42 protein-coding genes are annotated in these 24,974 nt (G+C 38.2%); 7 read left to right on the forward strand and 35 right to left on the reverse strand.

The genetic code is table 11. From position 1 onward, the window contains the following. The 19 genes from ORNRH_RS10770 to ORNRH_RS10865 form a co-directional block, all read right to left on the reverse strand. Positions 1-612, reverse strand: a complete 612-nt coding sequence (locus ORNRH_RS10770) for a hypothetical protein (protein WP_014791864.1) — start codon at positions 610-612, stop codon at positions 1-3. 15 nt (positions 613-627) lie between these two features. Further along, positions 628-1,506: a hypothetical protein gene (locus ORNRH_RS10775; protein ID WP_014791865.1), complete on the reverse strand. Its 879-nt coding sequence runs from the start codon at positions 1,504-1,506 to the stop codon at positions 628-630. Then, positions 1,503-1,967, reverse strand: coding sequence for a hypothetical protein (locus ORNRH_RS10780; RefSeq protein WP_014791866.1), 465 nt, complete (start codon positions 1,965-1,967; stop codon positions 1,503-1,505). The genes ORNRH_RS10775 and ORNRH_RS10780 overlap by 4 nt, the downstream gene beginning before the upstream one ends. Then, complete coding sequence (locus ORNRH_RS10785) at positions 1,967-2,821, reverse strand: hypothetical protein (protein WP_014791867.1); 855 nt, start codon at positions 2,819-2,821, stop codon at positions 1,967-1,969. The genes ORNRH_RS10780 and ORNRH_RS10785 overlap by 1 nt, the downstream gene beginning before the upstream one ends. Before the next feature lie 2 nt (positions 2,822-2,823). Then, a complete protein-coding gene (locus ORNRH_RS10790; RefSeq protein ID WP_014791868.1) occupies positions 2,824-3,120 on the reverse strand; it encodes a hypothetical protein in 297 nt (98 codons plus the stop codon). Then, positions 3,120-3,425: a hypothetical protein gene (locus tag ORNRH_RS10795; protein ID WP_014791869.1), complete on the reverse strand. Its 306-nt coding sequence runs from the start codon at positions 3,423-3,425 to the stop codon at positions 3,120-3,122. Before ORNRH_RS10795 ends, ORNRH_RS10790 begins: the two co-directional genes overlap by 1 nt. Continuing rightward, positions 3,425-3,604: a hypothetical protein gene (locus ORNRH_RS10800; RefSeq protein WP_014791870.1), complete on the reverse strand. Its 180-nt coding sequence runs from the start codon at positions 3,602-3,604 to the stop codon at positions 3,425-3,427. Before ORNRH_RS10800 ends, ORNRH_RS10795 begins: the two co-directional genes overlap by 1 nt. Positions 3,605-3,697: 93 nt before the next feature. Next, positions 3,698-4,186, reverse strand: a complete 489-nt coding sequence (locus ORNRH_RS10805; RefSeq protein WP_014791871.1) for a hypothetical protein — start codon at positions 4,184-4,186, stop codon at positions 3,698-3,700. Between the two features lie 4 nt (positions 4,187-4,190). After that, the gene (locus ORNRH_RS10810; RefSeq protein ID WP_014791872.1) at positions 4,191-5,162 is read right to left on the reverse strand and encodes a hypothetical protein; all 972 of its coding nucleotides are present in this window, start codon (positions 5,160-5,162) and stop codon (positions 4,191-4,193) included. Continuing rightward, on the reverse strand, positions 5,159-5,779 hold the full coding sequence (locus ORNRH_RS11735) for a DUF6046 domain-containing protein (protein ID WP_014791873.1): 621 nt from the start codon (positions 5,777-5,779) through the stop codon (positions 5,159-5,161). Before ORNRH_RS11735 ends, ORNRH_RS10810 begins: the two co-directional genes overlap by 4 nt. Next, positions 5,769-6,053 carry a hypothetical protein gene (locus ORNRH_RS10820; RefSeq protein ID WP_169313191.1) on the reverse strand — a complete coding sequence of 95 codons (285 nt, stop codon included), beginning with the start codon at positions 6,051-6,053 and terminating at the stop codon, positions 5,769-5,771. The genes ORNRH_RS11735 and ORNRH_RS10820 overlap by 11 nt, the downstream gene beginning before the upstream one ends. Next, entirely contained in the window at positions 6,050-8,050 is a 2,001-nt protein-coding gene (locus ORNRH_RS11740) for a phage tail tape measure protein (RefSeq protein WP_014791875.1), read from the reverse strand. Before ORNRH_RS11740 ends, ORNRH_RS10820 begins: the two co-directional genes overlap by 4 nt. Positions 8,051-8,204: 154 nt before the next feature. Continuing rightward, positions 8,205-8,390, reverse strand: a complete 186-nt coding sequence (locus tag ORNRH_RS10835) for a hypothetical protein (RefSeq protein WP_036602187.1) — start codon at positions 8,388-8,390, stop codon at positions 8,205-8,207. Between the two features lie 44 nt (positions 8,391-8,434). Further along, complete coding sequence (locus tag ORNRH_RS10840; protein WP_014791876.1) at positions 8,435-8,782, reverse strand: hypothetical protein; 348 nt, start codon at positions 8,780-8,782, stop codon at positions 8,435-8,437. A 20-nt stretch (positions 8,783-8,802) separates the two neighbouring features. After that, on the reverse strand, positions 8,803-9,228 hold the full coding sequence (locus tag ORNRH_RS10845; RefSeq protein WP_014791877.1) for a hypothetical protein: 426 nt from the start codon (positions 9,226-9,228) through the stop codon (positions 8,803-8,805). Positions 9,229-9,231: 3 nt separating this feature from the next. Further along, positions 9,232-10,458 carry a DUF2586 family protein gene (locus ORNRH_RS10850; RefSeq protein WP_014791878.1) on the reverse strand — a complete coding sequence of 409 codons (1,227 nt, stop codon included), beginning with the start codon at positions 10,456-10,458 and terminating at the stop codon, positions 9,232-9,234. A gap of 8 nt (positions 10,459-10,466) precedes the next feature. Beyond that, the gene (locus tag ORNRH_RS10855) at positions 10,467-10,850 is read right to left on the reverse strand and encodes a hypothetical protein (protein WP_014791879.1); all 384 of its coding nucleotides are present in this window, start codon (positions 10,848-10,850) and stop codon (positions 10,467-10,469) included. A 112-nt stretch (positions 10,851-10,962) separates the two neighbouring features. Continuing rightward, positions 10,963-11,853 carry a hypothetical protein gene (locus tag ORNRH_RS10860; protein ID WP_014791880.1) on the reverse strand — a complete coding sequence of 297 codons (891 nt, stop codon included), beginning with the start codon at positions 11,851-11,853 and terminating at the stop codon, positions 10,963-10,965. Between the two features lie 6 nt (positions 11,854-11,859). Further along, on the reverse strand, positions 11,860-12,909 hold the full coding sequence (locus ORNRH_RS10865; RefSeq protein ID WP_014791881.1) for an ATP-dependent Clp protease proteolytic subunit: 1,050 nt from the start codon (positions 12,907-12,909) through the stop codon (positions 11,860-11,862). A 136-nt stretch (positions 12,910-13,045) separates the two neighbouring features. Here ORNRH_RS10865 and ORNRH_RS10870 point away from each other — a divergent pair, with 136 nt between their 5' ends. The 7 genes from ORNRH_RS10870 (at position 13,046) to ORNRH_RS10900 (ending at position 19,316) form a co-directional block, all read left to right on the forward strand. Beyond that, positions 13,046-13,582 carry a hypothetical protein gene (locus ORNRH_RS10870; RefSeq protein ID WP_014791882.1) on the forward strand — a complete coding sequence of 179 codons (537 nt, stop codon included), beginning with the start codon at positions 13,046-13,048 and terminating at the stop codon, positions 13,580-13,582. Positions 13,583-13,648: 66 nt separating this feature from the next. Further along, positions 13,649-15,157: a hypothetical protein gene (locus ORNRH_RS10875; RefSeq protein ID WP_014791883.1), complete on the forward strand. Its 1,509-nt coding sequence runs from the start codon at positions 13,649-13,651 to the stop codon at positions 15,155-15,157. Between the two features lies 1 nt (position 15,158). After that, positions 15,159-15,575 carry a hypothetical protein gene (locus ORNRH_RS10880; RefSeq protein WP_014791884.1) on the forward strand — a complete coding sequence of 139 codons (417 nt, stop codon included), beginning with the start codon at positions 15,159-15,161 and terminating at the stop codon, positions 15,573-15,575. Further along, positions 15,572-16,858: a phage portal protein family protein gene (locus ORNRH_RS10885; RefSeq protein WP_014791885.1), complete on the forward strand. Its 1,287-nt coding sequence runs from the start codon at positions 15,572-15,574 to the stop codon at positions 16,856-16,858. Before ORNRH_RS10880 ends, ORNRH_RS10885 begins: the two co-directional genes overlap by 4 nt. Before the next feature lie 113 nt (positions 16,859-16,971). Next, entirely contained in the window at positions 16,972-18,165 is a 1,194-nt protein-coding gene (locus ORNRH_RS11745; protein ID WP_014791886.1) for a CdiA C-terminal domain-containing protein, read from the forward strand. A gap of 106 nt (positions 18,166-18,271) precedes the next feature. Continuing rightward, positions 18,272-18,796, forward strand: coding sequence for a phage virion morphogenesis protein (locus tag ORNRH_RS11750; protein ID WP_014791887.1), 525 nt, complete (start codon positions 18,272-18,274; stop codon positions 18,794-18,796). A 1-nt stretch (position 18,797) separates the two neighbouring features. Continuing rightward, positions 18,798-19,316, forward strand: coding sequence for a hypothetical protein (locus ORNRH_RS10900; RefSeq protein ID WP_014791888.1), 519 nt, complete (start codon positions 18,798-18,800; stop codon positions 19,314-19,316). A 235-nt stretch (positions 19,317-19,551) separates the two neighbouring features. On the opposite strand, the gene ORNRH_RS10905 is transcribed toward ORNRH_RS10900, so the two are convergent. The 16 genes from ORNRH_RS10905 to ORNRH_RS10965 form a co-directional block, all read right to left on the reverse strand. Beyond that, positions 19,552-19,983: a hypothetical protein gene (locus ORNRH_RS10905; protein ID WP_014791889.1), complete on the reverse strand. Its 432-nt coding sequence runs from the start codon at positions 19,981-19,983 to the stop codon at positions 19,552-19,554. A gap of 64 nt (positions 19,984-20,047) precedes the next feature. Next, positions 20,048-20,374, reverse strand: coding sequence for a hypothetical protein (locus ORNRH_RS10910; RefSeq protein ID WP_014791890.1), 327 nt, complete (start codon positions 20,372-20,374; stop codon positions 20,048-20,050). Between the two features lie 5 nt (positions 20,375-20,379). Further along, complete coding sequence (locus ORNRH_RS10915) at positions 20,380-20,844, reverse strand: hypothetical protein (protein ID WP_014791891.1); 465 nt, start codon at positions 20,842-20,844, stop codon at positions 20,380-20,382. Continuing rightward, positions 20,841-20,999, reverse strand: coding sequence for a hypothetical protein (locus ORNRH_RS12385; protein ID WP_014791892.1), 159 nt, complete (start codon positions 20,997-20,999; stop codon positions 20,841-20,843). The genes ORNRH_RS10915 and ORNRH_RS12385 overlap by 4 nt, the downstream gene beginning before the upstream one ends. Positions 21,000-21,009: 10 nt before the next feature. After that, entirely contained in the window at positions 21,010-21,201 is a 192-nt protein-coding gene (locus ORNRH_RS10920) for a hypothetical protein (RefSeq protein WP_014791893.1), read from the reverse strand. Positions 21,202-21,278: 77 nt separating this feature from the next. Beyond that, positions 21,279-21,506: a hypothetical protein gene (locus ORNRH_RS10925; protein WP_014791894.1), complete on the reverse strand. Its 228-nt coding sequence runs from the start codon at positions 21,504-21,506 to the stop codon at positions 21,279-21,281. Between the two features lie 17 nt (positions 21,507-21,523). After that, a complete protein-coding gene (locus tag ORNRH_RS12555) occupies positions 21,524-21,655 on the reverse strand; it encodes a hypothetical protein (protein WP_014791895.1) in 132 nt (43 codons plus the stop codon). Continuing rightward, positions 21,652-22,332 (reverse strand): DUF3164 family protein, encoded by a 681-nt coding sequence (locus ORNRH_RS10930; RefSeq protein WP_014791896.1) that lies wholly within the window; start codon positions 22,330-22,332, stop codon positions 21,652-21,654. Before ORNRH_RS10930 ends, ORNRH_RS12555 begins: the two co-directional genes overlap by 4 nt. Next, a complete protein-coding gene (locus ORNRH_RS10935; protein ID WP_014791897.1) occupies positions 22,329-22,565 on the reverse strand; it encodes a hypothetical protein in 237 nt (78 codons plus the stop codon). Before ORNRH_RS10935 ends, ORNRH_RS10930 begins: the two co-directional genes overlap by 4 nt. Before the next feature lie 5 nt (positions 22,566-22,570). Then, positions 22,571-22,774 carry an Acb2/Tad1 domain-containing protein gene (locus ORNRH_RS10940; protein WP_014791898.1) on the reverse strand — a complete coding sequence of 68 codons (204 nt, stop codon included), beginning with the start codon at positions 22,772-22,774 and terminating at the stop codon, positions 22,571-22,573. Positions 22,775-22,779: 5 nt separating this feature from the next. Next, complete coding sequence (locus ORNRH_RS10945; RefSeq protein ID WP_014791899.1) at positions 22,780-22,974, reverse strand: hypothetical protein; 195 nt, start codon at positions 22,972-22,974, stop codon at positions 22,780-22,782. Positions 22,975-22,989: 15 nt separating this feature from the next. Further along, positions 22,990-23,412 carry a hypothetical protein gene (locus ORNRH_RS10950; protein WP_014791900.1) on the reverse strand — a complete coding sequence of 141 codons (423 nt, stop codon included), beginning with the start codon at positions 23,410-23,412 and terminating at the stop codon, positions 22,990-22,992. A gap of 12 nt (positions 23,413-23,424) precedes the next feature. After that, positions 23,425-23,583, reverse strand: coding sequence for a hypothetical protein (locus ORNRH_RS12230; RefSeq protein ID WP_014791901.1), 159 nt, complete (start codon positions 23,581-23,583; stop codon positions 23,425-23,427). Next, a complete protein-coding gene (locus tag ORNRH_RS10955; RefSeq protein ID WP_014791902.1) occupies positions 23,580-23,759 on the reverse strand; it encodes a hypothetical protein in 180 nt (59 codons plus the stop codon). Before ORNRH_RS10955 ends, ORNRH_RS12230 begins: the two co-directional genes overlap by 4 nt. Then, a complete protein-coding gene (locus ORNRH_RS10960) occupies positions 23,743-24,042 on the reverse strand; it encodes a hypothetical protein (protein WP_014791903.1) in 300 nt (99 codons plus the stop codon). Before ORNRH_RS10960 ends, ORNRH_RS10955 begins: the two co-directional genes overlap by 17 nt. Then, a complete protein-coding gene (locus ORNRH_RS10965; RefSeq protein WP_014791904.1) occupies positions 24,039-24,959 on the reverse strand; it encodes an ATP-binding protein in 921 nt (306 codons plus the stop codon). Before ORNRH_RS10965 ends, ORNRH_RS10960 begins: the two co-directional genes overlap by 4 nt. Between the last annotated feature and the right edge of the window lie 15 nt (positions 24,960-24,974).

Below are 24,974 nucleotides of genomic sequence, written 5' to 3' on the forward strand. Positions count from 1 at the left end.
TTACACTAAATTTGCGTGAATTTTATCATTATCTAATAGTGTCATATAAATGACGTGATTTGTTCCAGCTATGAAAAAATCTATACTTCCCCTCCAATCTATCTTAGAATCTCTTGGTAACGAACTTCCGTTAAAATTAATTAATACAGTTGTGCCAATCTTAGCTCCTTCCATGTCAATAGTGAAAGTTTCTATTGGTGCTTTTGTGGTTCCATAATTTCTATCACAATCAAAAGTGATGACATTTCCATTCGTCTGCACCGCAGGGAAATTTTCAAGTTTTTGTTTTTCTTGACGCGTAAATGTTTCCTCAATGTCTAGCGCTGTTTTCCATAGATGTTTATTATCATCTCCTATATTGCTAGCATCTGCATTGGCTTTTAATTTGAAAGCATCGACTTGCTCTTTTTTGTAACGCTCAAAATCGGCATTTTCCACCTTGCTGGACAAATCTATGCCCGAAAGCATATCGTTTAGCCCTTGGATATTTTCCGCTGGAATTTTATCGTCCTTGTGCCAAAAGCTGTCCAGCCACGCCCAAAATTGCTCCTGCGTGGGCTTCAAACCGTTTTTAAACCATTGTTTAATGCTATTTAAATCTGTCTTTGCCATGATTTTTTTTTAGTTTTAATCAAATCCTACAAATCGGATAAATTTTACAATTCTGGTGGGCTGTACCACATTAAACGCTTGCCCTTGCCCCACGCTTTTCTCCTCTGTGTCTCTTTGGTTGTATCTTCTTTGATTTCCGATACCTAAGGCATACTCCACATCACCGCCTTTGTCATTGGTATCACCGCTGACGGTGTAGCCATTGCCTATCTTGTTACCAAAAGTTATAAAATTGTTGAATGTGTTATTAGGCGCGTGCTTGTGTGCTGGCAGTTCATCAATGATAAGCCTATGCTCGGCCTCTCCAATTTCAGCCCCAAGTGTAGCAAAATTTCCTGTGCCTTGTCCTGCTGGAACGCGACCACGCAAGTCGGTGTGTTCCACCCAGCCAGCTGGAATTTCGTTTGCGGGCCTGTCCCAAATTGCTACCAAGCCGATGGGAATTGTATTTTTTAGCAATTTTTCCAGCTTCGTTATCTTTTCAGCTAAGGCTGTAACCGTTGTTTTATCTTCCTTTTCTGCCTGCAATACAGGAAGGGGCTTAAAGCGCTTGAAATCTGCCCAGTTGTGGGCGTTGGAGCCTGCGCCAAAAGTGGCATAGCGCATGATTTCAACTTCTTTGCTCACGCCATCTTCAAAAGGTAACTTCTTCTTTTCTTCTCTAATCACCACGGTAGCGCTTGCAGAACCTCCTTTAAATGGCAATAATTCGCCTTTTATAAAAACAGTTCCGTCTTTTACCGTGGAACCTGTAACCTCGCAGCCGCTTATAATGGCTAAATCACCCGCCAAGTAGCCAAGGCTATTGAATAGCTTGTAGCTGCTTTGCATAAAGTCCAGCACATTGGTGTCCAATGGGAAACCACCTGTGTTGTCAAATTTTAATGTATTCATTTGGTGTATATTTTAAATATTTTACTTGCTAATTTGTAATAATTGACAAGGGCGTTTATCTCTACCTTTTTGCCCTCTAATTCCTTTGGGATTAATACTAAAAAATCCACTCCAGTGTCGGCGTAATCGGCTCTATCCCGCAAATACATTGTGCCTAAAAAGCGCGGTTTTTGCTCGCCACGGGTATAAATGTATTGTCGGCTAAATTTGTTCCCCTCTACAATTTCAATGCGTCTTTGCTGAATATCAAAAGCATCGTTCAGCGCTTTTCTTAGGTAGCATTTTTGCCCGTTGTACCCAAGGGTTTGAATATCTGTTTTTCGCTTAATGGTAAAAGCATAATACAAGTTTTTAAGTGGGCTAAGCAATGTAAATAGCCACGCGCGCATTCGTGCTTTTCGCAAAAAAGTGGGCGTTAAAAGCAGGCTTAATTTTTCAATATCTAAATTATATACTTTCATTACAAATACTGAATAATGCTTTTAGTTTCATCTTCTGCATCAAAATTCACAGCAAAATAGCCACTCACTGGGATGGTAGAAATATCAATAGGCGCAAAGCTGGCGTATGTGTCTGAGGAGCCGTCTATCCATTGGCTTTCTGCCAAATCAAGACTTACATCTGCCACGCCGTTGGCCTTTTGAATTTCGTCTACAAGCTTTTGCAAAGACAATTCGCCATTAAATGGCAGGGCTTTCATATGCCTTTCGATAGCTTCGCGCACGGGTTGTTTGGCGGTTAAAATCTCAATACCATTTTCATCAAGCACCAACGGATCGCGCACAATTCTAAGATTTAATTTCAATCTATCTGGTCGGTAATTGATAACAGAGATTGCTACACCAGCGTCTTTTATTTCGTTGATATAAGCTTTAAACGAGCTCTCAACCTCGGGCGTGAGTTTCCAAAGTTTACCTCCAGTTTCGCCCGCTATTTTGATGATAAGCGTGCGCTGTTCTGCGCTCTCAACCACGGCGGCGTATTTTATTACTTTGGCTTGCTCTATTTCCTCCTCCGTATGGTTTTCGTTATTGTATTTGTCGCCGTCTTCTAGCAAATCAAATCCGTATTGAAAAGCCAATGCCTTATTACGATACCAGCGTGCCGTGTGAGGCTTGAGCTGGCGCAAACGCTCGTCAATCTCTGCCCTGTGCAAATCAAAGATTTTTTCCAGCGACCAAATCGCTACGGAAACAATGTAAATCCACAAACGCCAAAGGGCGGTTTTGCTCGTAGAATTTAATTCGTTGAGCTCCTCGTGGTTGGCTTTTTCTTGGTAGATTTGTTGTTGTATTTCTTCTATGCTTCTTGCCATAATTAAGATACTTTAAAGTCTTGGTTAATTGCCCAATAACTGATACCCTCCAGTTTATTTATTTGATTGCTTGTGTGGCTCACTCCTGTGGCGGGCTGAATATTTTTGACTTGGTAATAAGCTAAAATATCCGCATCCTGCATGATGACTTGTGGTAGTTCCAACCTTTGCCCAGCTTGCACATCATCGGTAATGCTTAGATTGTTAGCCTCTGCTAGCTCAAAAACGCCCGCAATGCTCCCCGTGTGCATTAAGCACACATCAAAAAGGGATTGTTTATGTAATACTACTACCTGTATTACACTTTGGTTTTTCCGTTGAGTTGTTTGTATTTTGTAAGCTCATTAGTGAGCGCTTCCACTTTTTGCTCTAATTCTTTGATGGTTTTTTTAGCGGCATCAAGTTCCACAATGGCTGTTTTAAGTTGTTCGCCCAAATTCTCTATCATTTCACGATAAATGCGTACGGCTTTATCTACATTGTCAAGCTCATTTGCCTGTACTTCCATTTGTTGCTTTTTGCGAGCAAAAAACCAAGCCACGAAAGCGCCAACAATAGCCGTAATTATTTCACTTATATAGGGTTGTAAAAGTTCTATCATCATTATTCAATTTTTGCGTTTATCGTTCCTGTTACGGCACCGCCACTTGATGGTGCAATGAGCCCCGAAGTGTAAACGATTTGTAATTCCTTAATTTCTTCCACAATGGCTTGTGCTAAATCCGTGGCAAATTGCTCCTTGCTACGATTGGGATCGTCCTCCTCGGTTTGGCACTTGTCCATGGCGATAACTATTTTATTTTTTAGTCTGTTTTCGTTGAGCATTTTCTCTGTATTAAAATTAATTGCCTGCCGTGCTACGGCTTTAAAGCCATTTTAATTATCGTTTAAAAGGTTATTAAATCGTTTTTCCAATGCGGTAAACTCGGGCTCGTTGATGAGCTTTATCGTGCTACCTGTATTCGTCGTGAACTTCATTCGTTTAATCGTTGCGATTAAATCAGCCATTAAAGTTTTGAGCGTTTCGTTCTCCTTTCGGAGGAGAAAGCCGTTAGTAATTTTAAGCTCTGTTTCTCCAGCTTTAAATTCAATACTTTCTAAATCTTCAGCCCAAATTAAAAAGGCTTTGGCTGGGTTATTTTCTATTAGACCTATTAGCGCATTGCTATCTTTTTTAGGTTTAAAATTCGCAGAGCCAAGCCCTAAATGCACATCGTGAATATCTAAATCATCATGCAAGCCCTTAGCTTCACAGGTTTTATTTTCCCAATCTACCGCTGTAACTATTACCCACTGCACTTGTGTGGCAATGCGTTTTTTTATGTTTTGGTCTAACAACCCCTCAAATTCATCGATTAAATCCATTCTTTTATTTCTTTGCCACTTGTCCTATTTCAATTTCTTGTCTATACCCATCTGCGCTTAATTTCTTAACCACTCTATCAATGTAATAAATACCTTTTCTGTCTGGGTAAAGCGTTGAGCTTATCGATACCTTTTCTCCGTGTTGTAAGCTGGGCATGCCCAGCGTGGTAAATGCGCCATCAAAGCCCTCTTTTTTATGCAAATCATAAAGGCGTTTCACTTCTTTTTCCATTGCCGCTTTATCTCCAAAATCTAGCTTTATATTGAGCGTTGTTTTGGGATTTTCGTCGCCAAATTCATACTCCATTTTTTTACCTTTTCCCGTTACGGAAGTAGCTTTTATTTTAATGGTTCTATCTTCTTTACTTAAATATTTTAAATCATTGCTTACGCAGTTTCTTTCAAGGTCAAAGCGGTAAACTGATTTATCGTTTTTCACATCGGAATAAGGCTTGGCTGTGGTTAATTTACCATTGCGGATAAATGCGTAAAGGCTGTAATCTTTTTGTAGTGTGTCCAACACTGCGCCCAGCGTGGTATTGGCAAAACGCATAGCTCCTATTTGAATATCGGCATCACAATCTACCTCTATACCTTTTACTATTTCAGCTAAAAAGCTTTTTAGAGAACCGCCTTTATAGGCAAAGTGTACAGGGAGTTTTTTCAGCTGAAACATCTCATCCTCTAACTCAATAGTTATCGGATAATCTGCCGACACTTTGCGGATATAGCCAGTAAACTCTGTAAGTAGTTCGCCGTTATATCCCATTTTAATGACACACTTATCTCCTGCTTTGAAAACATTGCCCACTTTGTATTTATCAAAATCTCGAACATTGCGGGGAAGCACTATCTTAGCCGTATCAGTAAGCATTTTCCAACTGCTCTCTATTTCAATTTCTGAAACCCTAAAAACACTAAAAGCTCGTCCATTCTTAGGCTTAAAAAGTAATTCAGTGTTAATTGCTAATGTCATCTAAATATAATTTCAAAAGGTTCATCACTCACACAATTAAGCTCTATAGGGATCACATTAGGCGAAGCCTCTACACTGGTAATATCTATGCTTTCTATTACTATATTGTCTATGTTCTTTTTTCCAAACAAATCTCCTTGTACAGGCACTGATTGCACTACGTTTGCCCATTCAATAATGCGACGCTCATATTCTCTAGAAGTCATGGCATTATCACTTAGACAGATAGTTCTTATACGAATACTCCAATCGTCGAAACCATAAATTTCTTTTACCGTTCCGCTAGCACCAATAACATCCGTTTTAGTTATGTTTTTAGCTCTATAAAAATCCACTAGAGTAGCAGGAGGAAACCAAAACTCTGAGAGTTCTCGACTAACTAGCTTGCTATCTTCATCATAAAATTTATAGTTTCCAGCTTCAAACATTATAGGAAAAACTACGGGAGTTCCCATTTGGCTTAAACGCTCAGCTTCGTTTAATTCCACTTCTTTTACTTTTGTGGAGTAATTAGGTTCTTCACTTACATCTTTGCTCAAAGGATTGGTTAAATAAACTGGATTATTTACCCCAAAAGCCATTTTAAAAAGCTGTGAAATGTTATATCTATTGTCCATTGTTATAAATTAGGTTTAAATGTTTTTTTATATCCTCGTAGTTCTTGCCATCTCTCCGCAGTTGAATTTTTAGATTCTTTTCAAGCTCCAGGCGAGAGCCTTTACCTTTGAGGTATTGGTACATATTCATACCGCATAATGGATCTGATTTCAAGGAACCTTGATTTAATTGAAGTAGAATTTCAACCTCTTGCAATAAACTTTCTCCTATAAAAAAGTCCCCATTTAGCAAGTCTAAATCTCCATTTTTATCAAGCAATATATCTTTCATCACACAACCACTACGGCATCTCTCAGCCTGTCATTTATTTTACTTACTACTCCGTTTGCTGCGACCTCTTTACTGCTAATGCTTCTATCAATCGAAAAGTAGTTTTTCATCTCTACCTTGAAGTTTATAACTTTATTTCCTCCAGAAGAAGATAAACCACCACCGCCTGTTTTCGTTTTCTTCCCTTTTCCTTTTCTTCCACCTGTACCTGTTTCGCCACCAGTGCCATTACCATTACCGTCAATTAAATCATTCACACTTACACCTCCAGTAACGACATTACCAGTAGGTTTATCCTGTTTTTTTTGTTTTCCAGCTTCTTTTTCAGAGGTAGAGATAAGATTCATGTTCTTTCTAAATTCCTCCACACTACCAGCGGCATTTTTCGCCCAATCCCAACCTGTGAGTTCTGCCACCCATCCTAAAATTCTTTGTAAAGGATGCATCAACACATCTAACAAGACTAAACCTATACGCTTCAAACCGCCAATAATACCATCAGATTGAAAAGCATCTACAATACTATCCCAATGGCGTTTAATCATCATCACGGCACTTACCACCATTCCAATAGGGCCTAAGAGCAAAAGCATAGTAGAACCCCAGCTATCAAATTTGTTAATAGCAACTACTATAAGCCCTATCAATACCGCAATCGCTGCAATTACCAGTCCTATGGGATTAGCAGAAAGCGCAGCATTCCAAGCCCATTGCGCAACGGTTACCGCTTTTGTCCAAAAAGCGGCAATCTTTTTCGCCACAATTGTTTCCCCCAGCCATTTTCTAGTACTCTTCAATACGGGGGAAAGTCCCGAATAAGCCGCTCCAAAATCTCCTAAAACACTTACTGTTCCCCCTAGAGTATCTCCCATAACACCGAGTACGCTAGTAAACTTGAAACTCCCAATTTTTAAATCATCAATCCATGCTTTGGCTCGTTTCATTTTTTCACTCCAGCCACTCATCACAATTTCAGCTTGCTCATACGCCACATTGGTTCCTGTTATTTGTTCAGTTAGTTCAGCTTGAGCATCTGCAGAGTTTATTAAACCTTGAGCAGATTGAATATTTTCTGCACCAAATACTGCTGCTAACGCATCTGTATTCTTTCCTATCTTTTGCAACTCTCTAAGTCTATCGGCAAACGGAACAGAAGCATCGGATACTTTTTTCATGTTTACTCCATAGCTTTTAAGCATTTCAGTAGCTTCTTTTGATAAAGCTGATGGCGCGTTCATCTTAATTAGAACATTTCGTAATCCAACACCAGCTTCTGCACCATATTTTCCACTTTTTGCTAAAGCTTGAAGTGCTGCGTTGGTTTCTTCAAAGCTTACATTGGAGAGCTTTGCAGCCCCTCCAGCTTGAACTAGTGCTTGAGCAATTTGCGGTACTTCTGCTGCGCCCTCTTTAGCGCCTGCTGCCATTACATTCATCATTCTTTCCATTTGTCCTGCCGCAGCAATAGGGTCGTCGAGATTTACTTTGAATTGAAGCATAGAGGTGGTAAGTGCATCTGTAGCACCTTTGGCATCTCCGCCCATGGTTTTAGATAGCGTATTCACATATCTACCCATTTTTTCCATGGCCTCATCGCTTTCTCCAAGTTGTGGACCTAACCTTGAAAGAATGGTTTTAAAGGTCTCCAAATTGTCGGTAGCCTCCGTACCAAATGTTTTAGCCAATTCTCTTGCTTTATCACCCAAGGCATCTAATTTTTCACCAGAAACCCCTGCAATAGCAGAAACATCTAACAATGATGCCTCAAAATCCTCACCCACCTTTGCCGCTTCCGAGATGCGTGAACCTAAACGATTTACTCCCTCTGTTGCCGCCATCCAATCTATGGCACGGATACGCTTTAGGCAATCTCCAAAACGATTACCCTTTTTTGTCGCCCCATCAAACTTTTTTTTGGTATCATCTATTTGTTTCTGCACCTTTTTAATGGGAGCAGTAATTTTATCTACTAAATTTAATATCCAATTGGTTTGGCTCATTTTTTGTTATCTTTGGGGTGTGGAAACTTTACTTACACTTTTAGGTTATCTCATTAGCTTTGTATGCACAGCAGGAGCTGTTGTTTTTTTATTTTTTGCACTCGTGGTTGTAATATCGTTACTTGTAGCTTTTCCAATGGCTATTATGGAAGACTTACGCACTTTCTTCGGAAGAAAATAACTCGTTTACTACCTCCGTCAATGCTCTGCGAAAACTATTATACATCAATCGGTTTTGAACTTTTAAATGATAGTCTAAGGCTTGAAAATGCTTAATGTATTCATCTTCTTCCAGCGTACTGGGTTCTTTGTGATAATGCCCTAAAATCAAGGCATCCACGGCCTCTTTAAAGTCGCACTCGTCAATATCTAAACAAGCACGCTCTAGACTTTTTTTAACGCCACGCGGGAGCTTTGTACCATTCCTGCCAGTTGCTCCAATAGCCCCGTGTACACGCTGGCATCGTTCTCCATTAGCTCGGTGTCGCCCATTAATACACAGTTTTTAACAATAGCATCGTTGGCTCTTTCTGGATTATCCTTATAGCCTTTACTTCCCAGCATATCCACTAATGCCTTGTTTGGTTTTTTTACTAAGAAATAGGCAGGCTCTTGGTCTGCGTTTCCATTTTTATCAAAATTCGTATCTGCTGGATATACTTCAATTTCTCTAATGCAACGCGGATACTTGGCTTTTGCGTCTTGTATTTGTTGTTCTGTGTATGGTTTCATTTGATTTCTTTTTTTTATAGTTAAATGTTCCAATCAATGTGGCTTACGATAAGTTCGCATTTTACGGAGATAGAGCCATCGTTTTGCTTTACTTCTACGGAGTTGCCCGTAAACTCGCAGTAGTTTATGCGGTCTTTTCTAATTTCCCCTTTCTTATCGTACAATACAATAATGTCAAAAGGCTCAATGTCTTGTAATCTTTTTCCAGACGGCAGACTTTTGGTGATGGCATCCACTTCTTCTTTGTAAAGTGTGATAGACGCTTTTGCTTCATAATTGCCCTCTGTTCTGCCGACAGGCATATTACCTGCTCCATAAGCATTCTCTTTTTTCGTGGTATCGGAGTAGGAAAGCTCTGAAATACCCACTACATCACGCCCTAATAGGTTGATGGTAATTTTATTCCAGCCTTGCATTTTTCCGAATGGATTTACTACTGTTGCCATAAATTATAGATTTTGAGTTAAACCAATTTCGCCCTCAATTTTGTGTAGAATTAGATCTACCACAATGCTTATTTTCACCTTCAATGCTTCTGTTTCCGAAACGATTTGTTTTGGATTAATAAACACAGAATAGCCACTAATCTCATCTGCAATTTGCATTTGCTCAATGGACTTTTGAGCTAAGTTTTCTAAATATGCTGTTGTGGATGCCTTTAAATATCCTGTCTGAGGGTCTTTTTTTAATTTGCTTTTAATGCGTGGGGTAAGTACGGCTCTTACCAATCTAGCAGCTTTATTCCAAACTCTATTGTTTTCTATGTATGTAAAGTCGGATGCAGCACTAACACAAGTGTGTGAATTAGAAAAATAGAAACCTGCAACATCTACATAAGTACTTACAAAAATATAACCTTTATTGTTTAAATCTTGCTGGCTTTGGGTACTCACTTCACTAATGCTTTCACCTGTACTGAATGCTACTTTTACAAATTTACCTAAGGCTTCATTTGTTAAGGGGTAGGTGTTATAAGTACGCACATTTTTTGGTTTTTTCTCAATATCTACAGAGCCTACATTTTCAGCTACACTACGAACGGATAACATACCTAATGCTGCACCTATACATGCATGGTACTTATAGTCTGTATCTAAATCTGCAATGGCTTTATCTTGCCCAATGATTACAGATATTTGAGATGCGTTCTTTGTTTTTAAATCTTCTAAATTTGCAATTTTAAGACTATTCTTGCCTTTGCCCTCAACAAGTACAAAATCTAATAAAATTCCATCTTTTTTAGCTTCTTCTACAATTTTAGTTTGCAAGGCTTCAACCTCGCCTGCTAGAGTGCTTAAGTCATTTGTAAAGCCAAAAGCAGCAATGCCTTTTACTTTCTTTAATTCTCTTAGCGTGGTTAAAATCTCCGTAGCTTTATCTTGCAATTTAGCTCCAGTTGGTAGTGGTAAAAAGAAAAGCTCTGTATCTGGCGCCAATCGGAACACCTCCGAAATATGATAATGTGCCAAAACTTTTTTATTGGCATCAAAACTTTCATTTACTCCTAATTTTTCAACATCTTCTACTTGCAATAGACGGTAGGCTTGCCCATGCTGCATAGTTGTAGTGTCCACGGGCATAGCACCAATGAGTAAAAAACTATTATCTGCATTGTTTGACAAACGACCTAAGCTGCCCTCTAATTTCTTTAATTCAAAACCCTGTAAGTGTCCCATAGGTTATATTATTTTGTGGTTTTTGATTTTGTTTCAGGAGTAGCTTTTTCTTTGCCTTCTACCTCTTTTGCGGCAGGAGATGGCTCTACAACTTGATCAGATTCTTCATCATTGCCACTTTCTTGTGCAGATTCTTTTTCTCCCGTAGTTTCTTCTACCTTTTCTTGTTTGTTGGCAGGCATTGTTTTTTTACCTGTAACTGCTGATAGAGCAACAGCTCTCAGGATTTTATGTATTTTCATTTTGCTATTTTCAGCATGTAGCAAAGCACGATTTTCATCTTCGAAAAACTGCCCATCTTCGGTGGCATAAAGCTTTTCCAAATTTTCATTTTTCTCAAAAAGAGCTTTAGCGAGCCCAATTAGATTAATTAAACTGAGTATTTTTTTCATGTTCTTGTATTTTAAAATGGCTTTAAATAATTTTTAAAAGCCCCATTCTTTTTGATAGTTTCCAAAAGGCTTAAGCTATCTGCTAATTATTTCTAATGGGGCTTTATTTTCTTTACGATCCAGATTGGATAACTGCAGTTCCCTCATCCTTAATAGCTACACACACCCAGTGAATTTCAAATCCAATCTCGTGGCGTCTGTATTTAGGGTTCTGAGTTTTATCAATAGCGTAACGCTCTGCAGTGCCTGGCGCCTTAACTGTGTATTGTTTGTGGAATACAACTGAAACCTCCTTACCCTGCGCTACAACATCAAAAGCTTCCTTTTGATTGCTATTAAAGGTTGGGGCATAAGTGCTTTCATACACTTCAAATCCATAGTAGTTACTTGCGATTTTTCCTTCTTCTGTATTTTGGTAGCGTGTTTTAAAGGTTAAATCCTCAATCAGTAAATCCGTGGCGTGGTCTGAACAAAGCACTAGCACGCGGCCCTTTTTAGGAACTTTTAATTTGTCCAACTTTTTCTTCAAGTTGATGAGGTCTTTTGCTGTAAGACGCTTTCTTCCGCTACCATCATCTTCTCCTGTGGTAACTATTACAGGGGTTTTCTCTGTATTTTCTTGTGGACAAATACTATGCAGTGCATGTTCAGCGGTTTTGTCTTCCAAAGTTTCTCTGTGCTGTTGCTGAACATCACTTACTTTCTCGTAAGGCAAAGCATAAAGCTCATCTGTAGTAACTTCTGTATTTTCAGTCTCATATTTATGAAGTGAAATCACCACTTTTCCATCCTCTCTTTGGCTAGAATTAATAGGATAAATTTTATTATCAATTAAAACCTTAGGAGCTGCACCACGCATTGGAATCTTGATAACATCATTACCTACCCATTGTGGTTTTGATTTCACAGCTTCCAGCCATGTATGTTCATGGCGAAATTGCTTAATAAGCTCCGTAACGGCGAGCTCATTTTTAAATACTAAACTATCTGATTTCTTTGGCATAATTCTCTATTTTTTTGCTTGATATTGTTGGTTAAGTTGTCTAGCTTTTTCTGGATTGTTTTCCATCAAAGCCTCAAATGCTGCGGGGTCTTTTTCTAAATAATCTTCCAAGGTCCAATTGCTTTGGTCTGTTACGGTTTTCCCCGTTTTGTTTACGAAACTAGAACCCGCAACTACTGGAGATAGGCTTTCTAGTGCCTTTTTAGTTTGTTCAAAGTCAATGGTAGCTAGTTTCACATAAGATTCTTTACTATCCGCCGTAATGCGTTTTTCTTTGATAGCTTTATCCACTAATTGATTAGCTTGTTCTTGTCTTTGCGCTTCGTTATTCTCTGCTTGAGCTCTAAGTTCCTCGATTTTTTTCTGTATTTGCTCATCGGTGGCATCTGCTGCCATTCCAAGTGCGGCAATAATTTGTTCTTTATTCATAATCGTATCGTTATTTTGATTTTGTATTTTTGGAATATTAGGGCACCCACAGGCTTGCATCATTACAATACTCTGTGGTGTTATATTCAGATCTTCATCTATAATATCATTGATTAAACCTATTTGTTTAGCCTCCTGCGCATTGAACCAATAATCCTTTTGCCACATTTGGTCTATTTCCTCTAGGCTTTTATTAAAACGCTTAGCATACACATCTCGGTATTGAATAGTTAAGTTTTCCAACGCTTTTAAATCAGACTTTACTTCATCTTCATTTCCTATCACATAAGTTGATGGCTTATGAATCATGAATTGAGAGGTAGCATAGGCCTTTGCAGGAAAATTTGCCATGATATAAGTCCCTGCGCTTGCTACCAAAGCACCAGCCATGATTTCTACATGAGGTATTTTCTTTAAAATATTTACAATCTCTGTAGCTTCATATACACTACCGCCTACCGTGTTGAGGTATAACTCTACCTTTTCAATATCAGTAGTTGCTTTTAATTCAAGTGCAGCTCTTATTTCACTAGCTGTATAATCATGCTCAATTGTTCCATTAATTTGGATTTGCAATTGAGACTGACTAATCTTAGCTACTTTTATGTGCGATTTTTCTCGTTTCATTACAGGGCAAAGTTGCAGAACTGCATTTGCCTAGCAAAAAAGCCATTCCAAAATAGGCAGTAATTTTTGCCTATTTTGTGATAAGATTTTTAATAAAAGCCATAGCCTTAGCACCTTTGCCACAAAGAAAAAGACCATGGCAAAGGATAAAGAAAAACAAATCGCTTTTCATCTTTTTGTGGATAAGAACCTTACCGCAAAACAAATTGCTGATCATCCACAAGTGCAAGTTAGACACAACACAGTTTGTAATTGGATTAAAGAGGGAAACTGGAAAAAGATACGAAACGCCCAAATTAGTCAAAGTAGCGAAAGGCTTGAACGCATACAAGCCGTGATTGATGGGCTATCTAATGAGCGTTTAGCTATTCTAAAAGAAATCAAAGAAACAAAAGAGCTACTGAGAGATGAGTTAGATGCAGATTTAAAAAAAGTAGCAGAGAAAAGTTTAGCAGATTTAAACAGCAGTGCTGTACGCATAGACAACGGTATTGCCATGTGGAATAAGACTTTGCTTTCTTTTCACAAGGAAAACAGAATAAGCCTAAGCGTTTATATAGAAATTCAAAATAAAATATTTGAAGCCTTGCGTGCGTATGATGAGGCGATTTACATGAAAACTTTGGACTTTCAACAAGCACACATCCTTGAAGTGTCTGAACAACTGAATTAAATAAATCTTTTAAAAGCCTTTTAAAATCAATTTTAAGCCACTTTAAATACACAACAATATCAATCAATGAAACGACAGGATAAAATTGCCATAGAGCGTTATTTACAAAAATTAGCCCTCGCAAGAAGTGCGGGAGCACCAAACCCTTATGAAACAGCACAAGAAAAGGCTCAACGCTTAGAGCTTTTTAAAAAGAATCCTGCCGATATGGTCGCATACTATTTCCCACATTATGCTACTTGCGATTGCTCTGAATTTCATTTGGAATGGGCAAATATGGTACTAAAAGACAAAACATTCAAAGGCATTTGTCAGTGGGGGCGTGCTTTGGCAAAATCTGTATGGAATAATGTTTTTATTCCATTTTGGCTTTGGCTCCGTGGTGAAGACATGTATTTCATTATCATAGGGAATAATAAAAAACGGGCAGAACAACTTTTAGAAGACTTGCGGGCAGAATTTGAAGCCAATCCGCGAATTATTTCTGATTTTGGAGAGCAAGTGCAACAAGGTACTTGGGAAGATGGTTTTTTCATTACCAAAAGTGGTTTTATTGGCCAGGCTTTAGGTATGGGACAATCCGTGAGAGGGTTAAGGGTAAAAAACTTACGCCCTACACACATAGTGGCAGATGATATTGAAACTAAGGAATTAGTAAAAAACCCTAAGCGTCAGCTTGAGATGGTAGAATGGATTTTGCGAGATTTAATACCTACTATGGACGGCACCATTAGGCGATTTGTACAGGCGAATAACCGATTTGCACCAATAATGATACAGACAATTTTAGCCGAAAAAAACAAAGACTGGAAAGTTCACGAAGTCAATGCTTACAATCCAGTTAGCTATGCGCCTACATGGCACCAGAAATACGAGGCAGATTATTTCAAAGAGCTAGAAGCAGAAATCGGAACTTTGGCTGCCAACGCAGAGTATAATAACAGCCCATATGTCGAGGGGGTTATTTTTAAGGATGAGCAATTTCAATGGTGCAAACTGCCGCGCATCGACCACTTCGAGGCAATCATTGCACATTGGGATATTGCTTATGCAGGAACAGCTAATAGCGATTATAATGCTGTAGTGATTGCTGGGTTAAAAGATAAAAAGTTTTATGTGATTGATACTTTTTGTCTGCAATCCAAGATGAAGCAAGCCGCAGAATGGATTTGTGATTATCAAAAGCAATTACCTAGCTCCGCTATTATCCACTGGCAATACGAGGCGCAATTTTGGAACGATGAAGTTTCTCGCATATTAGAGGAAACCCAAAGCGAGAAAGGTGTACAGCTTAATATCACGAAAAAGCAACTACCAAAGGTGGATAAGCTAAACAGAATCCTCACCCTGCAACCCTATTTCCAAAATGCACGGATTTATTTCAATGAAAAATTAAAGCCTAACAAGCATTTTCAAGTAGGCTTAGCACAACTCAAAGGAATTGAGCCTGGCTACAAAGTACACGACGACTTTCCAGACGCATTGGAGGTATGTATCTCCGAACTTGAAAAATTTACCCCTGTTAGAAAAAGTAAATTTCTAATGGGCAAATACAAACGAACAAACGAGTGGTAAAATGATATATCTAAATAAAGACAACCTAAAAAGCCATGTTTTTGAGCGCATCATTGACGAAAGCTCCAAAGACTTTGAAAAAGCCCTTGACCAGTGCGAGGCAGAAAATATAGCCATTATTAAAACCTTACTTGGCAGTTACTATGATGTGGAGGCTATTTTTGACGAAACCAATCCGATTAAAAATGCTTATTTAGAGCGTATTTTAACCTTTCTTGTGCTTTGGGATATTCAGCATCGCAATGCGTATAGAAAACTTAGCAATGTAAGCAAAGAACAAAAAGAGTGGGCAGACAAAGAGCTAGACAAATTAGCCTCTGGTAGATTATCTCTAGATAACTTGCCCCCTAAATCTAGCACCACAGATCGTTCAAAAATATTATATGGTAATCTTTCTAATCCAGACTTTTATATATGAAAAATAAAATACTAAATAGCATTCAAAATTTCTTTTTAAGAAAAGCCAGCTATACCGATTTAAACAAATTCAGAGCATTGGCCAGCAATCAAAGCAATATCCCCTCTGAAATTATAAAACATCAAGCTAAGCTTTTACGAGTAGAAAATCTACAATCGTGGAAAATGGCGGTAATGCTTGCTACGGACCCCGAAAATCCAAACAAACAAAATTTACAAGCACTCTATGAAAATATGCTGCAAGATAATCATTTGGCTTCGGTAGTAGAAACTCGTATTGCTAAAACGCAGCAGATGCCATTTGCATTGTTCAATACCAACAATGAGCGTGTGGACGAGGCTAAAACTCTTTTAGAGAGCGTTTGGTTTCAAGAATTCATCAAACTTGCCATTATGTCAAAATTTCAAGGAACCACACTCATTGAGTTGTTTGAGCTTGATAACAACGGAGAGCTTAAAGAAATAAACGAAATTCCGCAGGCAAACTTTAATCCGATGAAAGGCATCATCTTAGCAGAGGCAGGAGATGAAAAAGGCTTAGCTTATCGTGAGGGTAAGCTGGCAAATTACTACATACAAGTGGGGAAAGATTACAACGATTTAGGCATGTTTGCCCAAACGGCTCCCATCATCATAGCTAAAAAATTAGGCTTAGGCTCGTGGCTTGATTTTATTGATAAATACGGCGTGCCGCCTTTATTCATAACCACAGAGCGCGAGGACGACAACCGTATGCTTGAACTTTTTGAAATGGCTACAAATTTTAAAAGAAATGGCTTTATGATTGCGCGTGGGGCTGAAAAATTTGACATTCCAAACCTTTCTAATTCAAATAGTGGCGAAACTTTCGATACTTTGATTAAAAGGGCAGATAACGAAATTTCTAAACGATTTTTGGACGGTACAGGCTTAACAGATGAAAAAGGTTTTGTCGGTAGTGTAGAGGTGCAATATGAATTGGCTAATGCTCGTTTTGTATCGGATAGAATTTTAGTTAAAAATGTGATTAACAAACAGCTTATCCCTTTATTAGTTAAACTTTCGCCCGTGTACAAACCTTTAGAAAACTTGTATTTCGATTGGGACGAGGAGGAAACCCTAACCGCCGATAAAGTCTGCGAAATGGTCGCAAAACTTGGCTATCAATTTGAATTCAACCCAGAACAAATTGAGGAGATAACAGGGCTTAAAATTTTAGGCATCAAAAACAATTCTTTTCCAGCCTTTGAGGAGGGAGAGCCTAAAAAAAAAATGACAAAAACGCCCAGTGGCAACTCAAATTAACTCACCGAGCTTTAGCCAATCTTTATCACGGAGAGCATTGCGATTGTGATACCTGCCAGAGCGATATTGAACGCTTTAATGCTGCATTGGATTTATCCGATTGGCTAAAAGTGATGGCTAAAATAGCACAGGACAGGTACGAGGGGAAACTCAAAGCCGGAGAGCTGGACAATGCCTACATTTTAAACACTTACGAAGAATTGAAAGGCGGTTTTACAGAGGGATTTGACAGCTCTAATTTCAAGGTGCACGGAGCCACCAACGGCATTAGTCCGGAAACGCTGAAAATGCGCCAAAATCTGTTTAAGTTTTCCGGTGCGAAAACTTATACCCTACTGGAAGAAATTAACCAAATATTAAACTCCAATAAAGGCGAAACCTTTGACAGTTTTAAAAACGAGGTATTGAAACTCAACCCACGATACAACAAAAACTACCTACAGGCAGAGTGGCAAACCGCTAAGCAAGCAGGCTACCATGCGGCCAATTGGGACGAGTATCAAAATAACAAAGATTTGTATCCAAATTTGAAGTACAAAACGCAAGGTGATAATAGGGTAAGAGAACCGCACCGCTTGTTAAATGGTATTATTGCTCCTTTGGACAGCGACTTTTGGAAAACACACTATCCGCCTAATGGCTGGCGTTGTCGTTGTTATGTGGTGCAAACCGCCGAAAAGCCTACAGATGAAAAGGATATACCTACGCTAAACGAAAAGGAAATGCCCAAAGAATTTAGGGGCAATGTAGGTATAAGTGGCGAAATATTTAAGGAAACCGCCGAAAACAAGGGCAAACCGCACCCATATTTTGCACTCTTTAAAAACGCTGGCAGCGAAACCAAAAAAGCCTTTGAATACAGCAAACTTGCAGCTGCCAAAGAATTGGCATACACCGCCGAAAATGGCGCACAGGTAAAGGTAAGCCCTTTTGCAGACCCTGCCGATTTTGAGGATAATTTTAAAACCGCTTCAATTATTGCAGATAAGTTAGGTGTTAGCGTTAATATTCGAGCTCATTTGGATTCTAATATTTTAGAAGGACACAAAAACCCTGAACTTGAAATAAAGGGAATGATTGGCGATAGAAAAGCTATTAAAACTTCTCAAGTTAAAAACCTTAGAAACACTTATCGTTCTGCGAAAGAACAAGGATGCGAGTGCATTGTTTTTGATTTAGATTCGTGTCCTTTGACAATCGAAGAAGTACGAAATGAGGCAGTCAAAAAATTTAAAACTTTTCCGATGATAAAAGAAATCTTTATCCATAAAAACGGAGAGGTTATAAATATAAAAAGCAACCCATAATGAGCTGCTTTTATATACTGACATATTCTTGACTTTTACCTCGCGAACTTTAAGTATACCGCAAATATACAAACAATTTTTAAAATACCATTAAAAACTTTTTAAAATGGAAGAAAACCAAGTACCGGATTTTATGAAAATGGCAGAAGAAATGCTGCAAGGTCTGCCCCAAAGGGTAGCAGAAGAAGCACGCAATCACTTTATGAAAAGCTTTATCAAGGAGGGGTTTACGGCTAATTCTTTTATCGCTTGGCCTAAGCGAAAAGATACTCTCCCCCATAAAATGCTCTCGCTGTCCTATACCCTCAAAAATAGCATTAAAATAAGCCGTGCAGATTTTGAGCAGGTTATTATTTCCGCAGGCGAGGGGATTCCCTATGCTGCTATACATAACGAGGGTGGTAATATTACCATACCCGTAACCAAAAAAATGCGTAAATACTTCTGGGCAATGTATAAGAAAACTGGAGAAGAAAGATATAAGCGTATGGCTATCACAAAAAAAGATTTTTTAAGTGTGCATATTCCAAAACGCCAATACATCGGAGAAAGCAAAGTTTTGGATAAAAAAATAAATAATATCATTCTTGATGAAATAAAAAAAGCGTACAAAAAATTAAACTTAAAATAATATGGAAAACTGGCAAGACCTTTACAAAGAATTAGCAGAAAAAATAACCGATAAAATGCCTCAAATTAGCTGGGTAGACCTCTGGCACAATCAAGTCTCCTTTTTAGCGGATGAGCATCGTTTTAATACTCCCGCTGTATTTATAGGGCTTCGCTCCGCAAGGATAGAAGATACCGCCGAGCGCGTGCAGCTCGTGCATTTACAGGTGGATTTTTATCTATTTTATGAGACCTATTTAGATACTTTTCAAGGAGCATATAACCAAGAGGGAGCTTTGGCATTCACTCAATCTTTGGAGACCTTACACGGCATTTTTCACGCCAGCGAGGGCAACAATTACAGCTCTATGCGCAGGATAGATTTTGCGCCAATAGACACAGGCGGAGCGGGAAATTTGTACAAAGTTTCTTTTGAATGTATACTTAATGATTCCAGTGCAGAGAAATATTATGAAGACACTCAAATAAAAGCCGATATAGAGAGTGAAGATAGCTATTTTCTAAGTGTTACACCCGATTGAAAATAATGTTTTCAATCGTGCGTTCAGATCTGAAAAACTTCTGAGCAAGCTCACTAATTATATACTCGTGTGTATACTTCTGTTTACCATAAGCGGTTATATTACTCAAACGAGCATATTCCTCACGCACACAGGCGTAAAGTCTAAGGGTTTGATGGCGCTTGCTGGTTTGTAAAGTAGGCATAGTACAAAAATAAAACAAAAAAAAACGCCAAGCAAATTGGCGTTTTTAGGTTTAAAACCTTAATATCCAAAGGTCGTACCATTTCCTTATACTATACTTTGTTGTAAATTTCCCTCTTTCTTTTAGAATTTTTTCAGCATCTGCATTTGGGTTAAAAAATTGCTGTAAAATTGGGAAAACCAATTTAAATTCACCTACCACTTCATTAATTGAATAAACGGGAACACCTGCAACACCCAAATCTTTGTTTTCTCCCTTATTGTATTTGTAATATTTTATTAAAAATGGATTTTCCTCTCCCTGTTTTCGGAAATAAATATGATCCCCAACAATAGTATCTTGTTTGTAGCCATTAGCCGAAACACTTGTAATTTCACTTATCGCTTTTTTAAACGATAAACTGTCTAAATCCTTGAATGGTTTCTCTTGAGAGTATGCCATGGCGGAAACTAATCCAACAAATAATAGTAAACACTTTTTCATAACTTAATTTTCCCCAAAAATAAAAAAGCCTCTTGAATTTATCAAGCGGCTACAAAAATATATTTTATAACTGTTCAGAAATTTGGAAATTAATTTGTAAAATAGCGTTCTTTTCAAAGAAAAAATGCGGAGGCAAAAGCTCGCGCGTGTGCAATAACATTTCAGAGAGCGCATAAGCCTCGTGGTGCTTTAATTTTAGCTTAAAGGCTTTGTTTTGTGGCTCATTCCGCTTGTCTATTTGCTTCTTATATAGTTTGGTGAGCACTTCATCAAAAATACTTTGCACGGCTCTTTGTGCGGGCGTATCGCCGATTGTATGGGGTATTTCGTTTAAACTAGCTAACATAGCATTTAATTGCTCTGGAGTTAGGCTAATGCTTACTTTCTCCATAGTCTTTAATTTTCGCTAGGTTTTCCTCCTAATTTTCTAAACCAAGGCTTAGAACCTGCTACTTTGCGATAAGCATCTTCTTTCCTTTCCATAGATTTAAATTGTTTTACAAGCTCTTTTAATTCTTCTAAATCATAGTCTTTTAAAGGCTTATGCAGAATGCTACTTTTAAGCATAAAGTTATTAAATGGTGCCCAGCTTTCAGGATTATGCACGCCAATTTTAGTAGCTATTTTAAGCACAATAGAGCGCAGGCGTTTCTTCTCATCTTCAATCTCTAAATGTGTTACATAATCATTTAAATTAGCCTTAGGCGCATAGCATTTAAGCAAAAGGGTTAGCTCTTTTTCGTTAAGCTCCTCCAGCAAAGTGGTTCTGCCATCGCTCATCGCCGATACATTGAGTGCCAAATCAACCGCCGAAACACCTTTATTGGCTACTATTTGTTGTATTTTTTCTATTGTTTTCATTCTCTAATTATGAATATAGTGTCTATAAATTCGATTTTCTCGGCATTTGGAAAGCGTTTGGCAACCATTTCTAGGCTCTCTGCTGCCACATACTTTTCGTAGATACTTCTGTCGGCAAAGTCGGGTTCTGAAAGTGTAATTTTATATAGTTTCATTTCTTAATATTTATTTTAATTTGTAAGTCTTGCTGTCTATTCTTTTATACTTAAATCCAAGTTGAAATTTCTCTTGCTCTAATTCTTTGGCTTTAGCCAAGGCTTTCAAGGCTTTGTCTCGCTCCAGCTTTCTGACAGCTTCTGGTGTAAGCGGAACGCCGTCAAATTTTAGCGCTTTTTCTCGTTCTCTTTTGCGTGGCATAATAATGTTGTTGTTTTTTAATTTGTCCCCGCCGAGGGCTCGAACCTCGGAGCTTGCCTATCGGGGTGTTGCACCTATCAGTCGCAAAGAATAAATGAGGAGGGCAAAGCCTTAACATATTTAAGTGAAACTTTCGCATTTTCCCCTCTGTTGTCTAGCCAACTTTGAAAGGTATTGACGGCATATTTCCCTGCCTCTTTTTCACTAGTTGATAAAACTATCCCTATCGTGTAGTTTGGGTTGTAAACCACACCCTTAACGGTTGATTTTATGCCCAATTTCACTCTGTAAGCCTTTCTTTTCATTTTTTGTTTTTTTATTTTTAATGATTAGTGAAATTTTCCTCGTTATCATCTTCTTTTTGATGAATGACAGCTTGCAAAAAGCCTAAAACAAACCCCGCAGTGGTAAAAAAAATAGCCACAACGGTCAATACAAATCCTGTCATAATCATTTCTCGTATTTTTCGTTTACAGGGAACAAGCCGTCAATGTCGGTTCCCTCTGGAAAGTCCACCGCAGATATAGAAAGTGGAATACTTACTTTTTTGCCTTGTGCGTCAGTACAACTTGCCTCCACAAAAAAGGCAGAACGCTGTGGCTTGTAGGATTGGCGAATGATATTCACGGCGTCTATAAACTCCTCGTTATTGATTTCCTCAGCTAATTTAGTGAGCTCAATCACTCGGCTGGCTTTCAGATTGCCTTTGCTATCTTGCTTTAAAAGCCTTTGGATTACTTTCACCAAATTGGCGGAGTTATCATCTTTGGCCAAGCTCTGCAAAAAATCTCTTACTTTCTCAATACCAGCGGTTACACTGTCGTCCCAGTTGTCTATCACGCGGAACCCGTAAATAATGGTATTGCCATTTTCATCGGTAAAGGTGTGGCTTTGCTGGGTGTCCCTCACGCCAAACACTTCGTTTTTAGTTTCCAAGAGAATTTTTAAGCTCTCAAAGGCAAACAATTTGACTTGGCTAATATTTTGGCTTAAAGTCTTCAATGTTTCCGCTATTCGCGGTACATTGTCGTTTACCAATGCCTTATAGGCTTTTCTGTCTTCTTCTTGTTGTCTTTTGCGGCGTTTAATTTCAGCCGCTAGTTGTTCATCGGTTAAATTTTCTAAGCTCATAAATTATATTCTTTTTTAATGTTAGACACTGTTTTCGCGGCTTTTTCTTTGTCATAGCTGTCATTAAAAACTTCATTCATCATTTCTTCATTTGGCACTTCTATCTTTATTTCAGCAGTTGCCTCTGATAGGATGAATGTAATTCTAATAAAATACTTCCCGTCTTCTGTTGTTTTAGTTATCAGTATTTGTCCGTGTTCTTCGGTCTCGTGAATAATTGCAAATTTTTCCATTGTGTTTATTTTTTCAAATTATCTTCTTTTTTTCCATAAATCCCTTTATTTATCCACATTTCAGCAGTTTGCAAATTGGTGATAGCAATTGCTCTGCATCGTGGTTCTACTTCTTCTGCATTTAAAATGCTTTCTAATTCTTCAATTTTTTCGGCGAATAGTTTTTTCAATTCGCCTTTACTTAATTTTTTAATTGGGTTTGCGTCCATTGTGTTTATTTTTTAATCGTTAATGTTATACCTGTTCCGCTGCGTTTCAAGGTTCCAAACTTGCTGTAGGTGAAGTGAAATTCCGCTAAATCTTCCAGTTTCAATTCCTCTGCGTGAATTTTAAAAGTGTCTTTCTCCTCTTTGACTGACGCTTTGAGGAAAAACTCTTGAACCATCTTTTTTGTTATTGTTTCGTTCATGATTTTTATTCTTTTTTAGATATATATTAAAAATTCTGATAGTGGAGGAGGATAGAGACCCCATTTATCTATTTTCCCTTCTCCGTCTACTCTCATTATTACATAGTCCCCAAAACCTGTATCTCCTGGACACATTATTTTTGGTACATAGCCACTAATTTTAGTTATTACTTCCTTATTTTCATCTAAAAGGGTATAAGTTCCGTTATCGCATACTTTGTAATGAATTTTTGCTGTCTTGCCCTTTTCCCAATTGACAATAATTCCTTTGTCTATATCAATTAATGGCTTCCAAAAAGCTCCTTCCCTGCATGGAATCAAATCTCCATTAGTGTCTTCAATCCCATCTACAGTGGCATCTTCCCAATATCTCGCGCCACATTCAGCTAAGAGATATTTTACATTTACTTTTTTTACTACTTCAAGTATTCTTATCATTGTATTTGTGTTTTAAAATTGTTTTAAAAAGTTTTTAAATGCTGTTTTTTCTTCTTCTGTAGCTACATCAAATGGCGTTACCCATTCTCCCTGTTCGTTCTGAATAAATGCTTTGCCATTTACTACATAATACTGGCTATGCACACGCTGAATTTTAATTTTATTGCTCATCTTATTTCTGTTTGGATTGTGTATTGATATTTGTTTAATAACTCCTGCACTTTTGGCTGGTTGGCATCTTGCCAAGCCACGCACACAAAGCGTTTTCTTGCTTTCACAACGGCACCATGCTTATGCTTCAATACACAGTGCAGGTAATATCGTCTTGTGTTATCTTTTGAGCTCATACAGTAAGTTTAAAAATTCACAATAAAGCCCTTTAAACTCCTTGGCATAGCGCTCCTCACTCTCAAAACCATCATCTGTTTTGCGGGCAAAGAAATATCCATATTCCCCCTCTCTTAGTACAGAAAACTCGGGCACATTCCACCCAAGTTTGCGTAGTGCCTCGAGATGAAATTTGTACTTTTCAATGGTCTGCTCGTTTTTTTGATGAAGCAAGCATCTGTCTACATGCGGCAAAAATTTATACAAACTATCTAGCCGCAATAAATTGAGAATATCTTTCATATATATAAAGTGTTTAATAGTTCAACATTTACCGCTTGGTTGCTTTTTTCAGCTTCAGCAAAAGCATCTTTGATAATGATTTCTAAATCGCCAAAGTTTTGCACTCTTTTTTTTAGCCAATTAGCCACTGTTTGGCTAAGCTCCAATGTAGAGCAGATTTTATCTATATCTTCTGTTATATCTGTGATTAAATTTTCTCTTCTACCAAATCGACGGGCAGTTTGTCTAAAATTTTGCTTGTTGCGCTCGTAGCCTTTTTTTAAAATTTCATTGATGCCCATTCCCACCAGCAGGAAGCCTACTTTTCCATCTAAGCCATCGGCCAAAGTCTTTATAATGTTAATGTAACCTGTCTTTTTGCCTATATGCTCGGCCTCATCTATGATTAAAATGGGGTTGTCGCACATCAATAGTTTTTTGACTACTTTTTTGATGATGGTTCCGGCAGTTCCAAAGGTTTCTACGCCTACCACTTCGCCAATATTCACGGCAAATTCTTTGGCATTTTCCACCGCCGAACAGGTTACGATAAAGGTGTTGTTGGGGTAGCGCGTAATGTATTGGCGCAGGGCGTGGGTTTTCCCGCTTCCGGTGTCGCCATCAATGGTGGCACGCTCTCCGCTCTCGCGCACTTCTTTTATTTTGTTAATGATTTGCTGAAAGTTAGCGGTATCAAAATGCTGCCAATAGCTCACTCGAATATCTAAGCCTATCGCTTTGGCAAGGCCTAAATAATACACATCTTTAATGGCTGTTTTGCCTATGTGCGTTTTACGCTGTAATATTTGATTTACATAGGTTAACCCCACACCGCTAATTTTTGCCACATCAGGCTGTTTGGCGCCGGTGTTTTCCATATAGCGCTCTACGGCTACTGGAATTTGCTCTGTTTTTTGAAAAATGCTTAATTTTGTCATATGGTTTTATTTTAT

It is taken from the genome of Ornithobacterium rhinotracheale DSM 15997 (genome assembly GCF_000265465.1).
GTDB classification, from domain to species: Bacteria; Bacteroidota; Bacteroidia; order Flavobacteriales; family Weeksellaceae; genus Ornithobacterium; species Ornithobacterium rhinotracheale.